At 68.8% G+C, this 18100-nt stretch carries 18 protein-coding genes and 1 pseudogene; 8 read left to right on the forward strand and 11 right to left on the reverse strand.

Translation table 11 applies throughout. The features are described from left to right. Positions 1 to 27 precede the first annotated feature (27 nt). The gene (locus tag ABC766_RS33290; protein WP_009861360.1) at positions 28 to 309 is read right to left on the reverse strand and encodes a type II toxin-antitoxin system YafQ family toxin; all 282 of its coding nucleotides are present in this window, start codon (positions 307 to 309) and stop codon (positions 28 to 30) included. Continuing rightward, a complete protein-coding gene (locus tag ABC766_RS33295; RefSeq protein ID WP_281397067.1) occupies positions 296 to 556 on the reverse strand; it encodes a type II toxin-antitoxin system RelB/DinJ family antitoxin in 261 nt (86 codons plus the stop codon). The genes ABC766_RS33290 and ABC766_RS33295 overlap by 14 nt, the downstream gene beginning before the upstream one ends. 213 nt (positions 557 to 769) lie before the next feature. Between ABC766_RS33295 and ABC766_RS33300 the strand changes: the two genes are divergently transcribed. Continuing rightward, positions 770 to 1237 (forward strand): hypothetical protein, encoded by a 468-nt coding sequence (locus ABC766_RS33300; RefSeq protein ID WP_192285014.1) that lies wholly within the window; start codon positions 770 to 772, stop codon positions 1235 to 1237. 48 nt (positions 1238 to 1285) lie between these two features. On the opposite strand, the gene ABC766_RS33305 is transcribed toward ABC766_RS33300, so the two are convergent. Continuing rightward, positions 1286 to 2092, reverse strand: a complete 807-nt coding sequence (locus tag ABC766_RS33305; protein WP_192285003.1) for a hypothetical protein — start codon at positions 2090 to 2092, stop codon at positions 1286 to 1288. Positions 2093 to 2177: 85 nt separating this feature from the next. Between ABC766_RS33305 and ABC766_RS33310 the strand changes: the two genes are divergently transcribed. Both ABC766_RS33310 and ABC766_RS33315 read left to right on the forward strand, forming a co-directional pair. Further along, a complete protein-coding gene (locus tag ABC766_RS33310; protein WP_192285004.1) occupies positions 2178 to 2675 on the forward strand; it encodes a hypothetical protein in 498 nt (165 codons plus the stop codon). A 146-nt stretch (positions 2676 to 2821) separates the two neighbouring features. After that, positions 2822 to 4510, forward strand: a complete 1689-nt coding sequence (locus ABC766_RS33315; RefSeq protein ID WP_345823010.1) for a type IV secretory system conjugative DNA transfer family protein — start codon at positions 2822 to 2824, stop codon at positions 4508 to 4510. Between the two features lie 54 nt (positions 4511 to 4564). Here the strand turns inward: ABC766_RS33315 and ABC766_RS33320 are convergent, their stop codons facing one another. Genes ABC766_RS33320 through ABC766_RS33330 form a run of 3 tightly spaced genes read right to left on the reverse strand, consistent with a single transcriptional unit; the run spans position 4565 to position 6472 of the window. Beyond that, a complete protein-coding gene (locus ABC766_RS33320) occupies positions 4565 to 5164 on the reverse strand; it encodes a hypothetical protein (protein ID WP_192285005.1) in 600 nt (199 codons plus the stop codon). Beyond that, entirely contained in the window at positions 5148 to 5954 is an 807-nt protein-coding gene (locus ABC766_RS33325; protein WP_192285006.1) for a chromosome partitioning protein, read from the reverse strand. Before ABC766_RS33325 ends, ABC766_RS33320 begins: the two co-directional genes overlap by 17 nt. 5 nt (positions 5955 to 5959) lie before the next feature. Continuing rightward, positions 5960 to 6472, reverse strand: coding sequence for a hypothetical protein (locus tag ABC766_RS33330; RefSeq protein ID WP_009867685.1), 513 nt, complete (start codon positions 6470 to 6472; stop codon positions 5960 to 5962). A 271-nt stretch (positions 6473 to 6743) separates the two neighbouring features. Here ABC766_RS33330 and ABC766_RS33335 point away from each other — a divergent pair, with 271 nt between their 5' ends. Together ABC766_RS33335 and mobF are read left to right on the forward strand one after the other, a co-directional pair. Next, positions 6744 to 7040: a hypothetical protein gene (locus tag ABC766_RS33335; protein ID WP_009867686.1), complete on the forward strand. Its 297-nt coding sequence runs from the start codon at positions 6744 to 6746 to the stop codon at positions 7038 to 7040. Further along, a complete protein-coding gene (mobF, locus tag ABC766_RS33340) occupies positions 7037 to 8749 on the forward strand; it encodes a MobF family relaxase (RefSeq protein ID WP_345823011.1) in 1713 nt (570 codons plus the stop codon). The genes ABC766_RS33335 and mobF overlap by 4 nt, the downstream gene beginning before the upstream one ends. On the opposite strand, the gene istB is transcribed toward mobF, so the two are convergent. Both istB and istA read right to left on the reverse strand, forming a co-directional pair. Beyond that, a complete protein-coding gene (gene istB, locus ABC766_RS33345; RefSeq protein WP_127991182.1) occupies positions 8721 to 9509 on the reverse strand; it encodes an IS21-like element helper ATPase IstB in 789 nt (262 codons plus the stop codon). The genes mobF and istB overlap by 29 nt on opposite strands. After that, complete coding sequence (gene istA, locus ABC766_RS33350; RefSeq protein ID WP_427902312.1) at positions 9509 to 10807, reverse strand: IS21 family transposase; 1299 nt, start codon at positions 10805 to 10807, stop codon at positions 9509 to 9511. The genes istB and istA overlap by 1 nt, the downstream gene beginning before the upstream one ends. A gap of 119 nt (positions 10808 to 10926) precedes the next feature. Here istA and ABC766_RS33355 point away from each other — a divergent pair. Continuing rightward, a pseudogene (locus tag ABC766_RS33355) lies at positions 10927 to 12231 on the forward strand (AAA family ATPase); the annotation flags it as partial. A 64-nt stretch (positions 12232 to 12295) separates the two neighbouring features. Here ABC766_RS33355 and ABC766_RS33360 read toward each other — a convergent pair. Both ABC766_RS33360 and ABC766_RS34275 read right to left on the reverse strand, forming a co-directional pair. Beyond that, the gene (locus ABC766_RS33360) at positions 12296 to 12724 is read right to left on the reverse strand and encodes a hypothetical protein (RefSeq protein WP_192285008.1); all 429 of its coding nucleotides are present in this window, start codon (positions 12722 to 12724) and stop codon (positions 12296 to 12298) included. A gap of 175 nt (positions 12725 to 12899) precedes the next feature. Further along, on the reverse strand, positions 12900 to 13388 hold the full coding sequence (locus ABC766_RS34275) for a hypothetical protein (protein WP_427902343.1): 489 nt from the start codon (positions 13386 to 13388) through the stop codon (positions 12900 to 12902). A gap of 812 nt (positions 13389 to 14200) precedes the next feature. Here ABC766_RS34275 and ABC766_RS33370 point away from each other — a divergent pair. After that, positions 14201 to 14866: an AAA family ATPase gene (locus tag ABC766_RS33370; RefSeq protein ID WP_192285016.1), complete on the forward strand. Its 666-nt coding sequence runs from the start codon at positions 14201 to 14203 to the stop codon at positions 14864 to 14866. Then, entirely contained in the window at positions 14866 to 15186 is a 321-nt protein-coding gene (locus tag ABC766_RS33375) for a ribbon-helix-helix domain-containing protein (RefSeq protein WP_009867111.1), read from the forward strand. Before ABC766_RS33370 ends, ABC766_RS33375 begins: the two co-directional genes overlap by 1 nt. Positions 15187 to 15277: 91 nt before the next feature. On the opposite strand, the gene ABC766_RS33380 is transcribed toward ABC766_RS33375, so the two are convergent. Beyond that, positions 15278 to 17416: a carbohydrate porin gene (locus ABC766_RS33380; protein WP_192285010.1), complete on the reverse strand. Its 2139-nt coding sequence runs from the start codon at positions 17414 to 17416 to the stop codon at positions 15278 to 15280. Positions 17417 to 18100 lie beyond the last annotated feature (684 nt).

The raw sequence follows: 18100 nt of genomic DNA on the forward strand, positions 1-18100 counted from the left end.
GATCCGTGCCCGTTCTGTTAGGCGCTCTTAGAGCCCGAGCTCGGCGTGAGAGCCGAGGCGCACGAGTTGCAGCGTCTGATCGTCCGGTAGCCTGTAGATCAGCACGAGGTCGGGGCGAACGTGGCAGTCCCGGTGATCACGCCAGTTGCCGGTCAGGGCGTGATCGTGGTGGCGCGGCTCGAGCGGCCGGTCTGCAACCAGAGCATCCAGGACCACGGTAAGATCCGCCACAAGGGTCGTGCGGTGCTGCCCTTTCATTTCCCGCTTGTAGTCGCGCTTGAACTGCCCGGTGCGCTCAATCGTCCGCATCGAGGTCAGCCATCAGCGCAGCCACGCTGTTGAAGCGAGGCAAGCCTCCGGCGCGCGCATCGCGCATCGCGGCGATCGTCGCCTCGTTGGGCACGAGCGGCTCGAACGGGAGTGCGCCCTCGCGTGCCACGCGCGTCAGCATCAGCCGAACCGCCTCGGATACGGTCAGGCCCATCGCCGCGAGCACGGTTGTGGCCTCTTCTTTCAAGGCGGGGTCGATCCGGGTTTGCACGAGAGCGTTGGCCATGACCTCATCTCCTGTCTGCATGACAATGTAATGCAGACAGGCGTGTCCCACCAGTGCCGCTCGACGTCAGCCGGAACAGCGCCTCAGACCGTGTGACCGCCCCGTCCTACCGGTGCCGGTATGGGCGCGGTAGGAAGGTCCGATGTCTGCCGCGCGTGCCGGTTCTCTGCTGAGGCACCCGCGTGTGGTTTGGATTACGACAGCCGCAGCGCCATGCCGATCAGCCAACGCCAGCTCGCTGCCTCCCTGCTCGCGGCCGCTCACATCGCCGAGCGGCATGCGATCGCCGCTTTCATCGCCGACGCGGCGACAAGGCAAGCACCCAACCCGTTTCCGCAGACCAGCGTTGGAGCCGTCCGCCAGGTCTGGCGACAGCGTGCTACAGAGTTTCGATCGTTCGACATCGCAACAGCGGGTCTCACCTGCCTGCTCACGGCCCTGTCCGGCCTGAGCGTAGACGAGGCGCTCGTGCAGGAGATCCTGCGGGCTGGGCCGCATACCGCTAACGTATTCCATCGCGGCGATGGCTGCGAGATCGTCGGTGCCGTCCTCTATGGCAAGCCGGACGTCGATCTCCCGACTCTTCTCACGCCGAGAGCGACGCGCCGAGCTCCGGGCCCGCACTCACGCGCTTGTGCCACATCGGGGCAACTCGACTTGTTCGTGCACGCTGTCCTGTGATGGCGGGCACGGTCTGGATCGAGCAAGTTCCGCTTTCCGATCCCATCCTCATCCTGGATCGGAACTGACGACCTGATAGTCGCGCGGGAGCGCGACAGGTTCGTCCCCGGCCTGATTGCGGATGTGGGGCGACCACCACCACATCCGGCCGTTCCGGAATTTGAAGTGCCCCCGCACGAAGTGCTCCGCTCGTGGGCGCCCATCGGCTTGCGGGACACCATCGTCGATATCGACCTGCCGCAGACGGGCGACGTCGAGGCGGATCCGTCGCAGGTTCGGCAGCGGCGGCCGACCTTCGGCGACGCGGCGCGCATCGGCCCGCTGCGTATCCGGCGCCGCGTCGATCGTCACGACACGCGAGGGCGAGTTGATGATCAGGAACATGCTAATGAGGTCGGCGGACGCCTGCTCGTGCGGGTTCGGACCGGGCCCGTTGCCGCTGGTCGCGGCCTCGGCCACGTTCTCGCAGCGAAACCCGCTCGGATCGACGTGGATACGGCCGAGGGTACACACCACGGGCCAGCCCGTCGCTCGCTCGATCTGTAGGGCGTGCAAGAACTGACGGAAGGCGAAGCCGGACGTGTCCTGCGCCTGTTCGACGAGATAGCCGAGATGGCCGCCACCGGGACTGCTCCACTCGATCCAGGTGAGGGGAAAGGGCGGCCGTGCATGATCGAGGGCGCGCAGCAGATCGGCGAAGGGCGTCTTCTCCATGCGCTGGACCGCATCCATCACGCTCTGGTCGACGATGAACCGACCGGCGTCAGGAATGAGGTCGTTGGCTCGCGTGATGCCCTCGACGAAGGGGCTATCGCGCCAGTCACGACATCTATAGATCAGTTTTGCCAATGTCATCTGTTCGTACACTCACGCTCGATCAGGTCCTACTTACCTGCAAACCGACAGACTGTTGTTTTCATTTTCATTCGGATTTGACTGCTTGCGAGATTACAATGAGCAAAATATTACCTGTTTTGCTAAAGGTCGCGCGCCACGCGTGACCTTCTCTCAGGAAAAAACGCATACACCGACGGCCTCATCCCGAGAGACACACGCGATGCCAGATTTTTCCAAGCTTCAGCAAACAATACTGAATTCTTCCAAGGCAGAATTTCCGTACAGGCTCTATAGAGAAATCGCGGCAAACTGCTTTATGCTGATGAGTTTTCTTGAGCTACACCACGAGCGCATTCAGTACGGCGACATCGCGCGGGATTTTGCGTCACAGAGGGACGTACCTTCCCTGGAAGACGACAAGCTGATCGCCGAGGAGCGCCTTCGCAACGTGATCAACGACGAGCTGAAGACCTCCGCGACCCGCAATCAGTTCGCCACTGGGTTGGGGTGTCTGTCTTATCTATCCCAGATCAGGCCCTTACCCGGCGATAAGGTCGATCCGCTCGCGCGTCTGGAGCGAGACATCCGGGCGTCGCTCTGAGGCTGCGCGCAAACCCAACATCGGCTCTTCTTCCCGATCGGCACGGCCTCACCGGCGAGGCCGTGCCGTCGCTCAGCTCCACGCGCGGCTGAGAGGGCAACCGTGCTCGAAGCGATGCCACCCGCCTCCCTCGTGATCGACCCGTCATGCGCATGCGTCTGGCCTTCATAGCCTTCCTCGCGACCGTGCTCCTGGCCTACCCGGTCGCGGGCCTGATCCAGAACGGGCTCGACCCGGCGTATTGGCCCGCGGAGGTGATGCGCCCCGGGGTTTGGTTCGAGACCCTGTTCTCCCGGCGCGCCAGCGACGCGCTCGCGATGCCCTACCTCATGATGATCGGCCACGCGCCTGATCTCGCGAACGGCGGCCATTCCCCGGCACCGTTCCTCGCCTTCGCACCGCTCCTGATCCTGTTCGGAGCCGAGCTGCTGCGGCGTGCCAAGCCCGAGCAGAAGCGGGACACCTCCGACCTGTTCGGCTCGGCCCGCTTCGCCACCCCGGCCGAGCGCGGGCGCCTGCGCGACGGGCTCGAACTCGGCCGGGATCCCCAGACGGGCCATCCGGTCCGCGTCGCCGTCCAGGGCACGCTCGTGACCATCGCACCGCCGCGCAAGGGCAAGACCTCGGGCCTGCTCATCCCGAACCTCGCCTTCCCCGAACCCCAGGGCTGGGGCGGACCGGCGGTGGTGCTCGACCCGAAGGGCGAGGTCTACCGCGCCGTGTCCGCTCGGCGCAGGGCGCTCGGCCGCCGCGTCGTCTGCCTCGACCCCATGGGTCTGGCCGGCGGCACAGATCGCTGGAACCCACTTCAGGACCGCGACCCGGACGACGTCCTCTACCTCCAGAGCACCGCCCTGGCGCTCCTGCCCGAGGCCACCGGGGACGGCGAGGCCTCCGCCTACTTCCGCAACCGCGCCGTCGATCTGATCACCGGCGCGATGCTGGTCGCGCTGCGCCGGCCGGGGGCGAGCACGGTGGTGGAGGTCCAGGATCTCATCACCGACGAGGGCCGTTTTCTCGGGCTCCTGCAGCAATACGTCAATCGCTGGCCCGAGCCCGCGGCCTACGCGGCCATGGAGATCCTGCAGGCCGACGCCAAGACCAAGGATCCGATCAAGTCCACCGCCCTGCAGGCGTTCCAGTGGCTCGCCGACCGGCGCCTGCGCGACCTCGTCGACGGGTCGACCTTCCGGCTGTCGGAGCTGTCCACGGGCGCCGTCGACCTGTTCGTCGCGGTGCCGACCGAGTACAAGGCGGTGCTCGCCCCGTTCCTGCGCTGGTTGTTGTCCGACCTGTTCGCCTCGGTGCGCCGCCATCGCCCGGCCGAGCGGTTGATGATCTTCGTCGACGAGGCCGCGGTGCTCGGTCGGTTCGACGCGCTGCTGACCGCGGCGAGCGAGCTGCCGGGCTACGGCGCCAGCCTGTGGACGATGTGGCAGGACCGCGCCCAGCTCGTCGGCCTCTACGGCGAGGCCGGGGCCGACGTGCTGCTCAACACCGCCGAGGTCGTCACCGTCTTCGACGTCCCGGCGGTCGACCCGGACGAGGCCGAGCGCTGGTCGCGGGCGGTCGGCGACTACACCGCCTTCGTCGAGACCCGGACGGCCCCGACCGGTGATGCCAAGGGCACGCCGTCCACGACCCGGGCCTCGCAGGGCGCACGCCTGATGACCAAGGAGGCGCTGATCGCGATGCCGGGCGACGAGCTCCTAGTGTTTCCCAACAGCGGCGGCCAGACCCGCCATCCGCTGCGCCTGAAGAAGACGGTCGCCCACACCGACCCGCGCTTCCGCAAGCTGATCACCGCCGTGCCGCCGGTCGGTCGGGCGCGGTGAGCCGGGCAGGCCGTAGGTTTGATGTGAGCCGTGACGGATCGAGAGGTCCGGATCTCAGCGCGCGGCTGGTCCGGAGCGGGTCACCAGCCAGTCTGACGGCACGCGCGTCGCGGCATAGCCCTCACCAGGACGCCAGTCGCGCAGCTCGGCCATGCCGTCAGTATCCCGCATCACCGCGTAGGCGCGTCCGGCCACGAGGCGGTCGCCGGCGGGCCGCCCGTCCGGCATGACCCAGGCGACGGCCACGTCTTGGCTGCCCCGAACCTCCGCCCAGGCGGCCGGCGTGCGGCGATAGGCCAAGATCAGCGCGAGCACGAGGCAGAGCCCGAGCAGCGCGTTCCGGGTGAGCCGGCGCACGCGGAACGGCAGGTGCCCGCGCCAGACCGCGATGCGGCTCGCATGGCGCGGCGTGGGCCGAGCGCTAGGCTCCCCGTCGTCGGACCGGTCGCGGATCGAGAGCAGGAGCTCGCGCCGATGTTCGGGTAGGAGCTGTGCTGCGCCCTCCTCCAAGGCCGCGAACCGCTCGTGGATCGGGCGCGTCTTCAGCCGGGTGAGCGCGGCGCGGCTGTCCCGCTCGAACCCGGCCGCGGCCTCGCGCGCGGCGCGGTCGGCCCGCGCGAGGCGGTCGTGCACGTCTTCAGGCGTTGCGGGCACGCTTGCTCCCCCCTACCGGCGTCCCGGCCCGACCTGCGACCGGCGCCTCCTCGACCAGCCACAGGGCCGCCGGCTTGACCGCTTCCATCAAGGCGAGGCGGAAGGCGGTGAGATCGCGCAGGATCCGCCCTGCCTGAGCCTGCGAGGTCTGCTTGACCAGGGCCGCCCGGTCGAGCCGTCCGACACCGCGCAACTGTCCGGCCGCCAACACCCCGCGCGTCTCATCCTCCAGCTCGAAGGCGCGCAGGTGCGTGACCGTCGCGTCGCCGACCACGCGCTCCAGGATCGTCGGGTCGATCGCGCCGCGCACGCCGTTGGCTACGACGAACCGGGCGCCGGTCCAATCCCGTGCTGACTGCAGCAGCTTGCCCGCATCCGCGAGCGAGCCGGCCTCGGCGGCCACCACCACCACGAGCCCGAGTTCGATCCCGGCCTTGCGCAGCTCCGGCGCCTCGTCCTTCAGGACCCCGAGCAGGCTCGCCGAGGTGTTGGCGCCGATGTCGACGAGGGTGGGAGCCGCGACCTCGTAGAGCGCGTTGATCACCTCGTCGAGCTCGGACCGCGCGGCCTTGCCGCCGCTGGCCTCGATCGCCTCGCGCGTGGCGCGCATCTCGAAATAGCGCACGCTACCGGGTTCGTTAGCGGCCGTCGCGGTCATGAACTCGGTCAGGCGGTGCACCGACTCGATCTCCAGGATCGGCGCGTCCGGCACCGCCTCGGCCAGGCCGCGGGTCACGGTCGACTTGCCGACGCCGCCGGTTTCCTGGGCGACGAGGAGGACGCGAGGCATGGGTGTCAGTCCTTCTTGAAAAGGTGGCTGTGCTTCTCGGCCTGCAGCCGTCGGATCTCCACCTCGGTGAGCGGCGCATCCGTGGCCGATGGGGCCGGCGTCTCGCGATCCGGACGGAGTTCCAGTGCGAGCCGTGACGCCCGGGGGGTCGAGCCGGTCGGGGGCGGTACGGAATGCGGTGGGGTCGGCCGATCGGGGCGAGCCGCCCGCGCCTCCGCCTTGGCCGCGCGGGCGGCGGCCTGACGCCGGACGCTGGAGATGATGCCGGTGAGATTGCGCCCGGTGATCGGCTGGCCGTCGGCGGTGGTGATGCCCTGCGCCGTGAGGCCGGCCGCGACCGCATCCCAGGTCAATCCGCCGGCCTGGAGGGCGACCAGAGCGTCGAGATTGCCGCGCACGATATCCATCAAGCCCGTGGCGGGCCGACCACCCGGAGCACCGGCCGTGCGGCGGCTGCCGGGGGTCGCGGCGGCGTCTCGGGCGAGGCGGCGTAGGTCGAGGCGGGGGCGCTGGGCCATGGCGACGCTCTAGCAGATCGGGGCTTGCCAGGGCGTGCAGCCGATCGCTCGAATGCCTGGGGCGACAGCAACTCCACGTTAGGGTCCGGCCGAAGACGGTAGGCTACGGCTTAGTACGGCAGATGTACGGTAACGCGTACGGCCAGAAGAAGGGCATCACACCACACGCACTGAAGTGGCTCATCGTTAACCGAGCGGCCATTCGAGCCTCGCCCGGCCGCCGCGATCGTGCCACGGCTGCCGCCCAGTTTCACGCGCAGCAGGTACGCCGATGGTCGACCAGGTCAAGATCACCGTGACCCTGGAGGCGACCCTCGCCACTCGGTTGAGTGCTGCCGCGACCGAGCGCGGCTGGTCCCCCGAGGCATTGGCGGCCGAGTGCGTCGTCCAGCACCTGGAGGTGGCGGTCCGCCACCGCGTCCTGATCGAGCGCCTGGAGCAGGTCGACGCCGCCATCCTCGACATGGCCGAGGCCGTGGGCGAACTCGGCGCGCCCGCAGCCGCCATCGATCTGTCGAAGGTCTGCCGTTTAGGCAGGGATGTCGACGCTGCAGATCCGACCCCATGACCGCCACGCTGCACCGCCTCGGGGCGGGCTCGCCGGCCGCGCTATACTACACCAACGACAGCCAGCACGAGGCGCGGCCGGACCGGCGCGACGAGTACTACGCCTCCGACGGTGCCGGGGTGTGGTGGAGCAGCGGCGAGACGGTCGTGCGCCACGGCGCGGCGATCGAGGCGTCCTCGTTTCGCGATCTGTGCGCGGGGTATCACCCCGGCACCGGCAAAGCGCTGGTGCGCGGCGCCGGCCCGGGGCACTGGGCCGGCCAGGATTGCACGATGACCCCGGGAAAGTCGGTCTCCGTCCTATGGATGGCCGGCACGGCCGAGCAGCGTGCGGCGATCGAGGCGGCGCATCGGTCCGCGGTGGAGCGGGCGCTCGCCTTCGTGGCGGCGGAGGGGCTCGTCACCGTGCGAACGGGTGCGGGCGGCGTGCAGCGGCATCAGCCGAGCGACCTGATCGTGGCGCGCTTCGATCACTACACGACCCGCGAGGGCGATCCTAACCTGCACTGCCACTGCGTTTTCTTGAACGTCGCCGGCGCCCCTCCGAATTCGACTTCAGGTCGCTACAAGACTCAAAAACATCTCACGATTGAGGTGGAGGGGCTGTACGCTCAACAGCTCGGCGTGGGGGCCGCGTACAGGGCGGCTCTCGCCGAGGAACTGCGCGCGCGGTTCGGGCTGCACTACCGCGAGGCTGGACGCGGCCAGTGGGAGATCGCCGGCGTGCCCGAGACGGTGCTGGCCGCTTTCTCCAAACGCTCCAGTCAGATCCTCGACTATGCTGGCGCTTACGCCACGTCTGCCCAGCGCGAGATCGCCGCGCTGGCGACGCGCCGGGGCAAGCACGAACTGCCGACCGGACCGGAATTAGAGGCACGGTGGCGCCAGGAACTCGCCGGGTGCGGGCTCGATCCCTGGCAGGCGGCGCGCCACCCCGAGCTCGATCCCATCCTCATCGCCGCCGCCGTACGCGACGCCGAGCGTGAGCCCCCCGTCGATCCACCCGAGATCCCCGGCGACGGCCCAGTGGCGCGTGCCGCCTCGGCCCTGTTCCGGCACGAGAGCGTGCTCGCGCGAAAGGACCTGCTCCAGCGTGCCCTGGAACTGGCCAGCCTGCAGGGCCTCGGGGTCGATACCGTGGAGGCGGAACTCGCCCAGTTGGAGCGGGTCGGCACATTGCTGCCGCTGGCCGACGCCGAGATGATCCCGGGGGCCAGCGCGTGCTGGACCAGCCCGGGCATCGCCGCGTGCGAGGCACGGATGCTGCGCGCCGCCGATCGGCCCCTGGAGCGGACCTGGATCGCCCCAGAGGCGGCCGCGGCCGCCCTAGCGCAGGCCAGTCATCTCAGTCCCGAGCAGGGCCTGGCCGTGAGCCACGCCGCCAACGCGGACGGGGTGTCACTCCTCCAGGCCGGAGCCGGCACAGGCAAAACAACCACGGCCGCCGCCCTGGTGGCAGCCGCGCACGGTGCAAAATTGCGGGTGATCGGCCTAGCGCCTTCTTGGGTCGCGGCCGATGAACTCGCGCGCTCCACCGGGATCCCGACGCAGGCGATCGCTCGCTGGCGCCACGACCAGGTCAGCGCGCCGGCTCCGGATGCCAGTCCCAGGGCTTTCAAGCGACAACCGGAACTGACCCCTTCGCGTCACGAGGATCTGACCCCCATGCCGGTTTCCTCGCCTAGACGGGCGTGGGGTTGGGGACGATAGCGGCCCTCTGTAGAAGTCCGCTGCGACGCTTCTCGCGCAGGCGGTAGCTGTCACCGCGGATGGTGACGACGTGGCTATGGTGCAGCAGCCGGTCGAGGATGGCGGTGGCCACCACCGCGTCCCCGAACACGCTGCCCCACTCGCCCACCGCCCGGTTCGAGGTCACCAGCATCGCGCCGCGCTCGTAGCGGCGACTGACGAGCTGGAAGAACAGGTGCGCGGCATCCGGCTCGAACGGCAGGTAGCCGAGCTCATCGATGATCAGCAGCTTCGGCTTGGCATAGTGCGTCAGCCGCTCCTCCAGCCGCCCCTCGGCGTGCGCCTTGGCCAACTGCGCCACGAGCGTCGTGGCTGGGGTGAACAACACGCCGTAGCCGGCCACGATCGCCGCACGCCCGATCGCCACCGCCAGATGCGTCTTGCCCACCCCGGGTGGTCCGAGGAGCAGCACCGCCTCACCGTTGGCGATGAAGCGGCCGGTGGCGATCTCGCGGATCTGCGCCTTGTCCAACGAGGGCTGTGCGCCGAAGTCGAAGCCGGTCAGGTCGCGCACGAACGGGAAGCGGGCCAGCCCGAAGGCCATGTCGATGCGCCGCTGATCGCGCCGGGCGATCTCCCGCTCGCAGAACAGCGTCAGCGCCTCGCGGATCGTCAGTTCGCCCCGGCCGGCCTCGTCGATCAGGCTGTCGAGTTGGTCACGCATGGCCGTCAGCTTCAGGCGGTCGAGCAGTACGGTGAGGTGATCGTGTTCCTCGCTCATCAGAAGCCTCCCCCGGCGACAGCCTCGTACTCGGCGAGCGGACGCAGCAGTTCCGGCGTCGCCACGAGAGGAGGCGGGTCGCGCCGATGAGCCGGTCGCTCACGGCTACCCACGAGCCCGGCCAGATGAGCGTCGTCGACCGCACGGCCGTGACGTCCCTTCAGTTCGGCATGCGCGGCGACCTCCCGTCCGCCGTGGTGGACGCGCACCACCGCTCCGCTCACGGTGACCCGCACCCGCTCACCGATCAGCCGCCAGGGTACCGAGTAAGCGTTGCCGTCGACCGCAACCGCGCAGTCCGCTCCGACCCGGCGCACGAGATCGCGCGCGGCGGAAAACGGCGGCACGCCCGCGAGCGGCCGTAGCGCCCGAGCCTCGTCGCGGGCGAACCGCTCGCCCGGCGCCTCGCCGGTCGTGCCGTGCACGCGCCGGTCGGCGACGTCCCGCGTCCAGGCATCGAGATGCGCCTCCAGGGCTGCGAAGCTCGCGAAGCGGCGGCCGGCCACGGCATTGTTCTTGACGTAGCCGACGCCGCGCTCGTCCTTGCCCTTCGTGCGCGCCCGGTACGGGGCGCAGGCCCGCACCCGGAAGCCCCAGTGGCGGGAGAAGGCGTGCAGGCGCGGGTGCAGGACGACCTCGCGGCTCACAGGGTCGTGGTGCAAGACCAGGGCGCGAGCGTTGTCGAGCAACACCTCGTGTGGCACGCCGCCGAAAGCCCGGAAAGCGCTCTCCAGCCCGGCGAACCAGTCCTCCTGCCGTTCGTGGCCGAAGGCACGCACGTGCAGGCGGCGCGAGTAGCCGAGCGTCGCTACGAACAGGGAGACCCGAGTCGGCACGCCGCCGATCTCGACGCGCCGTTCGCCAAAGTCGATTTGCATCTGCTCGCCCGGCCGCGTCTCGAACCGCACGCTCGCCCGCGCGGCGATCACCAGATCCCGCCGCAACGGCGCGACCGCCCGCTCCACCGTGCGCAGGCTGACGTGGATGCCCTTCTCGGTCGCCAGATCCTGGCGCACGACGTCGGCGTTGCCCGCATGCTGCCGGAAGCGTTCGACCAGCCAGTCCGCCAAGCCGTCGAGCTGCTTCGAGCGCGAGGGCGTCGCGCAGGGGCGCCAATCCCCCCGTCGCAGCCACTGCTTCACCGTGTTCTTCGAACAGCCAAGCTCGGCTGCGATCCGCTTCGCGCCCCAGCCGAGCGCCTGCAGCCGCATCATCGCCGACACGTCGTCCGGCGTCTTCATCTCGGCCCTCCACGGATCGTCCATCCGCGTCAGAGCCTGAGCCTCGTTCCTGATCATCTCGACCTCCTCGCTCATCGAGGGGGTCAGATCCTCATGGCGTCAGGGGGTCAGTTTGCCGTGTCGCCTGACACAGGGCCGATCCATCGCGGTCCGATCCATCACCGGCGCTCGACCCGGACACCCTGGTGCTGGTCGACGAGGCCGGGATGGTATCGACCCGCGACCTGGAGGCGGTGCTGAGCGCGGCCCGGGTCGCCGGGGCGAAGGTGGTGCTGATCGGCGACCGGCGTCAGCTCGCCTCGGTCGGAGGTGCGAGCGCGTTGCGCGCGGTCGCCGAGGTGGTCGGGCGCTCGGCGGTGCTCGGCGAGGTCCGCCGGCAGACGGTGGACTGGCAGCGCGCCGCCTCGGTGGTGATGGCGCGCGGCGATGTCGAGGCGGGCGTGCGCGCCTACGCGGCCGAGGACCGGATCGAGCTGGTCGCCGGCGCGGAGGCGGCGCAGGATCGCGTGATCGCAGTGTGGAGCGAGCAGCGCACGGCCTACGGCGAGGACGTGCTGATCGTCACCCGGCGCAACGCCGACGCGGCGCTGCTGAACGCCCGGGCGCGAGCGGTGCTGCGCGCGGAAGGCCGGCTCGGGCCCGATCTGATCGCCCTGTCCACGCGCGACCGCGAGAATAAGCGCGTGTCGCTCGCGCTCGCGGTCGGCGACTCCTTACGCTTCGGCGAGAGCCTGCCGCATCTCCGGTTACGCAACGGCAACCGCGCCCGGGTCGAGGCGATCATGGCCGATCCCGACGGAGGTGCGCGTCTGCGCCTAGCGTTGGAGGACGGACGCGTGATCGAGACGCCGTGGACGGAGTTGGCGCGGAAGCTACGGTTCGGCCGCAAGAAATTACAACCTAAGATCGTACACGCGTGGGCGGGCACAGCGTACGCGGCGCAGGGACGTACGTGCTCCGCGGCGGTGATGTATCTCGGGGCCGGCACGGACGCGCGGGAGATGTATGTCGGCCTGACCCGGCACCGGCACGAAGCGCGGGTGGTGGTCGAGCGCGACCGGCTCGACGCCATGTGCCGGCAGCGCCAGGCGGATCCGCGGATCCCGGCTACCGACACGATGGTGCTGGAGCGGCTGTTCCGCGAGGCGCGGACTTATCACGAGAAGGCCAACGTGGTGGACTACGCCGCCGACCGGGTTGCGTTCATGCGCGACGGGGAGCTCGGCGTGCGCGAGCACGTCGCCCCGGGCATCGACGTCGGCCGGGCGGTGCGTGCCGCACGAGCACTGCGCGAGGCCGCAGCCTGGCTCGGGATCGAGCGCTTGGTCGTGCCGGCGTGGCGTGTGATCGACGCCTATGGCCGTCGTCTGACCCGGACGCCGGGGCCGGCGGCACGCGCCCTGGTCGCGCAGCTCGCCCGCCGCTTGGGCCACTCCATCCCGATACCCGACCGCGGCCGGGGGCATGGCATCGAGCGGTGAGCGCCATCGCTCGGGTGCGCCGGCCAGCCATGATCCGAACCGCGTCGGTCCAGGCCGTTCGGGATCAACCGTAGGGCCCGCGGAACAGGTCACCCAGCGCCTTGCGTCGGAACAGCGTGCGCCAGCGTCGCCGCTGATGCTCCGGCCGGTCATGGATCATGTGGCATCGCTGGCAGAACGCCGCGAGGTTGGCGGCCGCGTTGTTGGCGGTGTCGTGGTCGCGGTGGGCCGCGGCCAGGACCACGCGAGTCCGGCGCGCGATCCCCAGGACGTCGACCGTGCCGGGCGCGAGGCGCACGCGTCGGCCGCGTCCGTCGCGCCAGGCGGCGGCGACGTCATCCCACCAGCGTCCGTCACCGAGGTGGATCACAGTTCGTCCGTGCGGTCGGCCGCAGCTCTCGCAAGCCCCTCGGGCGCGCCCGAACCGGATCACCGCCGAGAGCTGTGGCCAGTCGATCGGGTAGAAGAAGCGGTGCTCGCGCCGGATCGGCATGGTGCGGGTCGGACGTCCAAGCTCGGAGCGTGACCCTAGAGTAGGACGGACCGGCCGCACAGGGGTCCGTACTCGGCCGTCGTGTGGGGCATGTTTCGACGCGTATGCCGCCGCGGGCGCCCGCCCAGTCCGGTGAGATGGGGTCGCGTTCGTCAAATCGTCCGGTGTCAGACCGTCAACGCATGGCTGTGACCGTCCTACGATCCAGGCCGATTCTCGTTTGATCGGATCGATCGAGGTCGCCCGCTGCCCTCCGGCAGCATTTTTTTGGTTCCGTTGTCCCCGATTCTGACAGGATGAGAACTTCAGTAGGCGTGCGCTGCGCGGATTTGCACCCTCCCCCCTGAGCCGAGGCGGATCGCATGTCCTCAAGACCGCCGTGTCCCGCCGATGGTTTGCGCGCCAATCGCAGCCAGGCCTGCCACTCGGGTGAGACGATACGCACGATGTTGGTGTCGTTGCGGAAGCCCGTAAGGCGTCGCTCCTCGACGGTGATGAGCCCAAGTTTCACGGCCTCGCGAACCGCGTTGCGGACCGTGGTCTCGGCCACACCGACGATCGCCGCGAGGTGGCCCACGGCCAACCGGCAGTCCTTCCGGCGCACGACCTCGGCCGCCACTAGGGCGAGAACCGCCTGCTCGGCCAGCGTGAACCGGGCCGCCAACCCCGGTGGGAGCCGCCCCGAGGCGGCCCAGCGGCGCCGGCGCTCCAGCGAGGCATCCGTGCGCGGACGCGAGCCGACAGATCTTCTTGGGGCTCCTGCGCGGTCCTGGGACGGGGGCGGAGATTCAACCTCGGGGCTGGGTTGCGAACCGGGTGGTAGACGGCGAGCTGCCGGCGCATCCGTGCGCGCCTCGATCAGCCCGGACAGCGCCTCGGCCTCGGCCTCCGTAACGGTCCCGTCCCCGTAGGCGCGCCAGAGCAGCGCCGTGACCTGCGGCAGGGTGATTCGGCTGGCCCCCTCGATCGCGCGGCGGATTTCGTCTGCAAACACGTCTCTCGGCCCTCATCGGGCCGCAACAGGTCGTTCCGGGCCGCCGCAGGGGCGTCCGGTCCACAGGGCAAAGCCTCATCGTCGCGGGAATTGGCGTTCCCGCTTGACGCCTGGAGCGTCTCATGGCTTGTGAGGAGCAGCTACGCGGCCTCACAGGCCCTTTTCGATTTCGACGGCCCTCCAGTTTGGCGACTGGGGGGCCGTTGGCTTTTCAGGGGTCGACTTGCGGCGGCGTGGTCTCCTGATGGTTCCGGCGACTCGCGCGAGGCGCGCGCCAACCGGACATGGCATGTCGGCCGGGCGGCACAGCTAAGTCAATGTTGCCGGCCAATTCGGTACCTGATGCGCATCACCTCACACCGAAACACCTCCACACAAGTGGTTTAGTGTGTTACCACCCCTGTTGACGTTGCGGCAACTTGGGCGGTCTAGGTGTGGATTTGTGGGCATCCATGCCCGACAACATGTGTGGAGGCACACCGATGAAGGTGCTTGCGTTGCTAGCTTGGAAGGGTGGGGTCGGCAAAAGTACCCTCACAATCAATCTCGCTGCCGCTGCCATTGAGGATGGCCATAAGGTGGGCATCATCGATCTGGACCCGCAATCGTCATTGTCTGAATGGTCAGACCGGCGAGAGGCCGAGCAGCCGTTCGTATCTGACGCCAAGCCCCGCGCGGTGGCTCAGATTGTTGAGGCCGGTCGCGGACTCGGTCTGGACCTGATGTTGATCGACACCCCGCCAAACGCGACAGATGAGGTGGAAGCCGCCCTGGCAGTAGCAGATGCTGTCGCGATCCCAACTGGCGTCGCCCTGTTCGATCTGAAAGCCGTGACTCGCACTGTGCGTGCTGCCACACAAGCTAACAAGCCAACATGCGTGGTGCTCAACAGGGTTGGCAATCGCAGTGACCGCGAGGCGGCCCGGATCCGCCGCGAGCTAAACCAGATCGGCATGCCAATCTTGCGGCACGTAATTCACGATTTGAAAGTGTTCCCACGCTCGGCCGATGCCGGCCAGACGTCGATTGAGGTTGAGCCGGAAGGGAAGGGGGCCCTCGACGTGCGAGCTGTGTGGAAACACATTTCAAAACAAGTTGGCTTGCGTGCTAAGACACGCACACGCAAGAATGCAAGTGAGGTTGTGTGATGGCCAAGCTGAACCCACTGTCCATGGCTGCGCAGGTGGCGGAGTCGATGAAGGCGCCGCAGACGCCAAAGGCCGCCCCATCGGTGGCAACGGCAGTAGTGGAGCCAGTTCCGGTCAAGACCACCCGCGAAGGCAAGCGGTTCCTCGGTTACTATGTTGAGCCGCAGCGGCACGAGGAGATCAAGCAAGCCGCGTTGGATGAGGGCATCCAGATCCAGGAGCTCCTCCGCCAAGCCGTTGATGCCTGGATGGAGGCGAACGGCACCGAGGCTGTAGCGACTGTAGAACGGCGACGCGCACGGCGGGCCGAGCGGCAGTAGGGAAGGAAAGAAGGTCGACCTTATAATCAGATCCATCGCCGTGACCGCTCGAAGATGACCGTTTTTGAGCGGGTTTTCTGGGGATCGACCGTCAGAAGTCCGTGTGGAGGCGGGCTGCGAAAAAGTGTGCCGGGCCACGGTCGCGATTGTAGGCCGGGTTCGCCACGAGCTGATAATCGGCGGAGACAGTCACGGCCTTCGTGAGGCTCAGCGCGTAGAACGCCTCGGCCGCGCGCTCGGCGCCGTAGGTCAAGCGGCCATCGCCGATCACCAGACCGAGGCCGCCGTTGGCGAAGAAATCCCGGTGGGAGCGGGACAGGTTGTTGATGGCAGCGCCGAGGCCGACTGTGTCGTCGGGCCGGCCCCAGGCGCCGCCCTTCAGCGAGACACCGCCGGAGACACTGCGGTCGATGTCGGCGAACGAGAGGCTCTCGTTGCGTCCGTCGTTCAGGCTGGCCCGCGCGAACACGCCGACCTGCGACGTCACGGCCTGTTCGAGGTTGAGGTAGAGCCCGCTCTTGCGCCGGTCGCGTCGGGTGGCCGCGGCCGCATCGTTGATATCGGCGAAGAAGCCCCCTTGAGTGAGGTCGACCACCTCGCGATAGTTCGCCGTGCGGGCGACGTTGGTGAACAGGCCGAGGCGGATCTTGCCGGGCTGGTCGAGCCCCGGGAGCACGTGGCGCTCCTCCAGCTCGACCGTAAGGCCGCCCTTCCGGGCGATGCGCGGGTCGAGAACGTTGCTGCTCGGTTCTTTCGGCACCTGCGTGTAGGCCGCCCGGATCGCGAACGCCTTGCGGTTGTACTCGACCATCACGCCTTGTGTGAACCCGGGCAGGTTCGCGGGGAAGTCATAGGCCCCAGACGCCCAGAGAGACCAGTTCAGGAAATCGACGCGGGGATCGTGCGCGTAGGTGTTGCCGTCGAAGAAGTCGCCGAGCGCGAACTTGCCGGCCACCACGGTGATCCGCTCGATGTCGCGGCGGGTCGCGACCTGGTTCGGGCCGTCCGGTACATCCTCGGTCTCGCCGCCGAGGCCGAAGGTCTGGCGGACGAAGTAGCGTTGCGAGCGCAGCTTCGGGAAGGGCGCGCCGGCCTTCTGCGCCTCGCCGTTGACGAAGCCGGCGACGCCGAGCGTCCGGCTCAGGCCGAAGCCCTGGTCGAATTCGGGGTTGTAGTAGAGTTCGGTGCTGTCCGTGAGCTTGAAACCGAGGAAGGCGGTCGCCGTCAGCGTGGCGCGTGCCTGGCGCGGCACGAGGCTCTGCGGCCCGAGATAGGGCGAGCGGAAGCCGGACACGCCCTGGTCCACGAAGGTCGTCTGGCCGTGCAGCGAGATGCGGTCGCTGATCGCCGTATCGGGATCGTGGGGGGCTACCTCGCCAGGCTCGGGCGGCAAGACGAGACCACCCGGATACCAGGACAGGCGCGCGAGGACTTGGTTGGAGGTGAAGGAGGCCCGCGCGGAGAAGGGGCCACCGGTGACGCCCGGAACGGTGCCGAGATCGAGCCGTCCGCTCCGGCCGAGGTCGAGGTAGCGGTATTCCAGTCCCAGCGCGAGGTGCTCGGTGATGGCATATTCGATGCCGGCACCGAGCGAGAACCCGAGGAAGGCGCGGCCCCGCCGAAGGGCCGGGGCTGACGTCGTCGCTGGATCAGGGAAGTTGGTGAGAAACCGGACCTGAGCGCCCGCAAGCCCGAAGCTGGCATAGACGAGATAGCGCTCGAACGCGTAGCCGACGCGGGCTCGGGCTGTCCCGAACACGTCGGCCTTAGCCCGGATCACAGGGAAGGCGGGGTCCAGCCCCTCGAAGCCGAACCCAGGCGTGGTCGAGGACACGGGCCGCTTCAAGTTCGTGGCGTCAACGTCGGCTTCAACGCCATACACGAACGGGCCGATCTGCCAGGCGTACCCGCCGAACAGGCCGCCGAGCGCGGTGGTCGCATTGCGACCGGCATCGTTGCGGCCCGTGGCATCCCCGGTGCGGAATTCCGGCACCGAACGGCGGCCGATCATGCCGGATCCGAAGCCGAAGTCGCCGAAGGCGTCACCGGCGCTACCCTGCCATCCGGTATAACCGCCCGCCCACGTACCGAAGGAGGGCAGGTGCGTCGCGTCGTGTGGCGTCGGCGTGGCGAGATCGGCCCCGTGGGCGCCGGTGGACAGGCCAGCGAGCAACGTCGCAACCCCTGCACCTGCGCGGAGGCGTCCTACGGCCTGGCCCCACCGGCTCATCGTGCCGCCTCCACATGCATGAACCGAAACCGCACCAGCGGTGCGGTGACCAGGACACGATGCGGCATCCGCCCAAACTTGGCCGTGCTGCTAACCATAGACGACCGCCTTCGTGCAAGTCCGCCGCCGGGTTCGCGTTGAGCTGACGACCCCGGCCGATGAGATAGCCACGCGCACGACCGAGGTGGACATCGCTCTCACGCCCCTCGCCACGCCTATGGAGCGGGAGGGTGAGAGGCCGAACTTCCAGAATTTAGGCGGCATAGTGTGTGGGTTGCTCGCAGCGACGGCAGCCATGCCGCTCTTCCCATCGGCCGTGATCACGACTGCGAACCCGCGTGCGGGTGAGGTGGGGCGGCATTCGAAACGCATCGTGGTCGTGCGCGCGATCGATCGTTCCCCGAATGCCACGGGTTCGGTTAGGGGCGCATCACCGCCGAAACAGGCGGCGATCTCCGGGTGCGCCTGTTTATCGACGGCCGATGACGGTTCGATGCCACGCGTGAGGTTCTCGGCTGCGCAGCACGGCTGGCGCGGGGTGACCGGTACGGGCTCTCCACCCCCGGCCTCGAAGCCTGCGGTGGAGGGCGTGCTTGGCGCCCATGGTCCCGTTCGAGATGCTCCCGGCGGGACAGGTTTGCGGGGAAGCGGCTTGCTCGCGAGAGGAAGAGGACGTGGCCCGCA

The sequence above is a fragment of the Methylobacterium fujisawaense genome (assembly GCF_039619325.1).
GTDB lineage: Bacteria > Pseudomonadota > Alphaproteobacteria > Rhizobiales > Beijerinckiaceae > Methylobacterium > Methylobacterium fujisawaense.

What these genes read in the sequence shown, in the direction of transcription:
- ABC766_RS33290 (WP_009861360.1), bottom strand. Translation starts at nt 309, where the DNA reads ATGCGGACGATTGAGCGCACCGGGCAGTTCAAGCGCGACTACAAGCGG.
- ABC766_RS33295 (WP_281397067.1), bottom strand. Translation starts at nt 556, where the DNA reads ATGGCCAACGCTCTCGTGCAAACCCGGATCGACCCCGCCTTGAAAGAA.
- ABC766_RS33300 (WP_192285014.1), top strand. Translation starts at nt 770, where the DNA reads ATGCCGATCAGCCAACGCCAGCTCGCTGCCTCCCTGCTCGCGGCCGCT.
- ABC766_RS33305 (WP_192285003.1), bottom strand. Translation starts at nt 2,092, where the DNA reads ATGACATTGGCAAAACTGATCTATAGATGTCGTGACTGGCGCGATAGC.
- ABC766_RS33315 (WP_345823010.1), top strand. Translation starts at nt 2,822, where the DNA reads ATGCGCATGCGTCTGGCCTTCATAGCCTTCCTCGCGACCGTGCTCCTG.
- ABC766_RS33325 (WP_192285006.1), bottom strand. Translation starts at nt 5,954, where the DNA reads ATGCCTCGCGTCCTCCTCGTCGCCCAGGAAACCGGCGGCGTCGGCAAG.
- ABC766_RS33330 (WP_009867685.1), bottom strand. Translation starts at nt 6,472, where the DNA reads ATGGCCCAGCGCCCCCGCCTCGACCTACGCCGCCTCGCCCGAGACGCC.
- ABC766_RS33335 (WP_009867686.1), top strand. Translation starts at nt 6,744, where the DNA reads ATGGTCGACCAGGTCAAGATCACCGTGACCCTGGAGGCGACCCTCGCC.
- mobF (WP_345823011.1), top strand. Translation starts at nt 7,037, where the DNA reads ATGACCGCCACGCTGCACCGCCTCGGGGCGGGCTCGCCGGCCGCGCTA.
- istB (WP_127991182.1), bottom strand. Translation starts at nt 9,509, where the DNA reads ATGAGCGAGGAACACGATCACCTCACCGTACTGCTCGACCGCCTGAAG.
- istA (WP_427902312.1), bottom strand. Translation starts at nt 10,807, where the DNA reads ATGATCAGGAACGAGGCTCAGGCTCTGACGCGGATGGACGATCCGTGG.
- ABC766_RS33360 (WP_192285008.1), bottom strand. Translation starts at nt 12,724, where the DNA reads ATGCCGATCCGGCGCGAGCACCGCTTCTTCTACCCGATCGACTGGCCA.
- ABC766_RS33370 (WP_192285016.1), top strand. Translation starts at nt 14,201, where the DNA reads ATGAAGGTGCTTGCGTTGCTAGCTTGGAAGGGTGGGGTCGGCAAAAGT.
- ABC766_RS33375 (WP_009867111.1), top strand. Translation starts at nt 14,866, where the DNA reads ATGGCCAAGCTGAACCCACTGTCCATGGCTGCGCAGGTGGCGGAGTCG.
- ABC766_RS33380 (WP_192285010.1), bottom strand. Translation starts at nt 17,416, where the DNA reads ATGAGCCGGTGGGGCCAGGCCGTAGGACGCCTCCGCGCAGGTGCAGGG.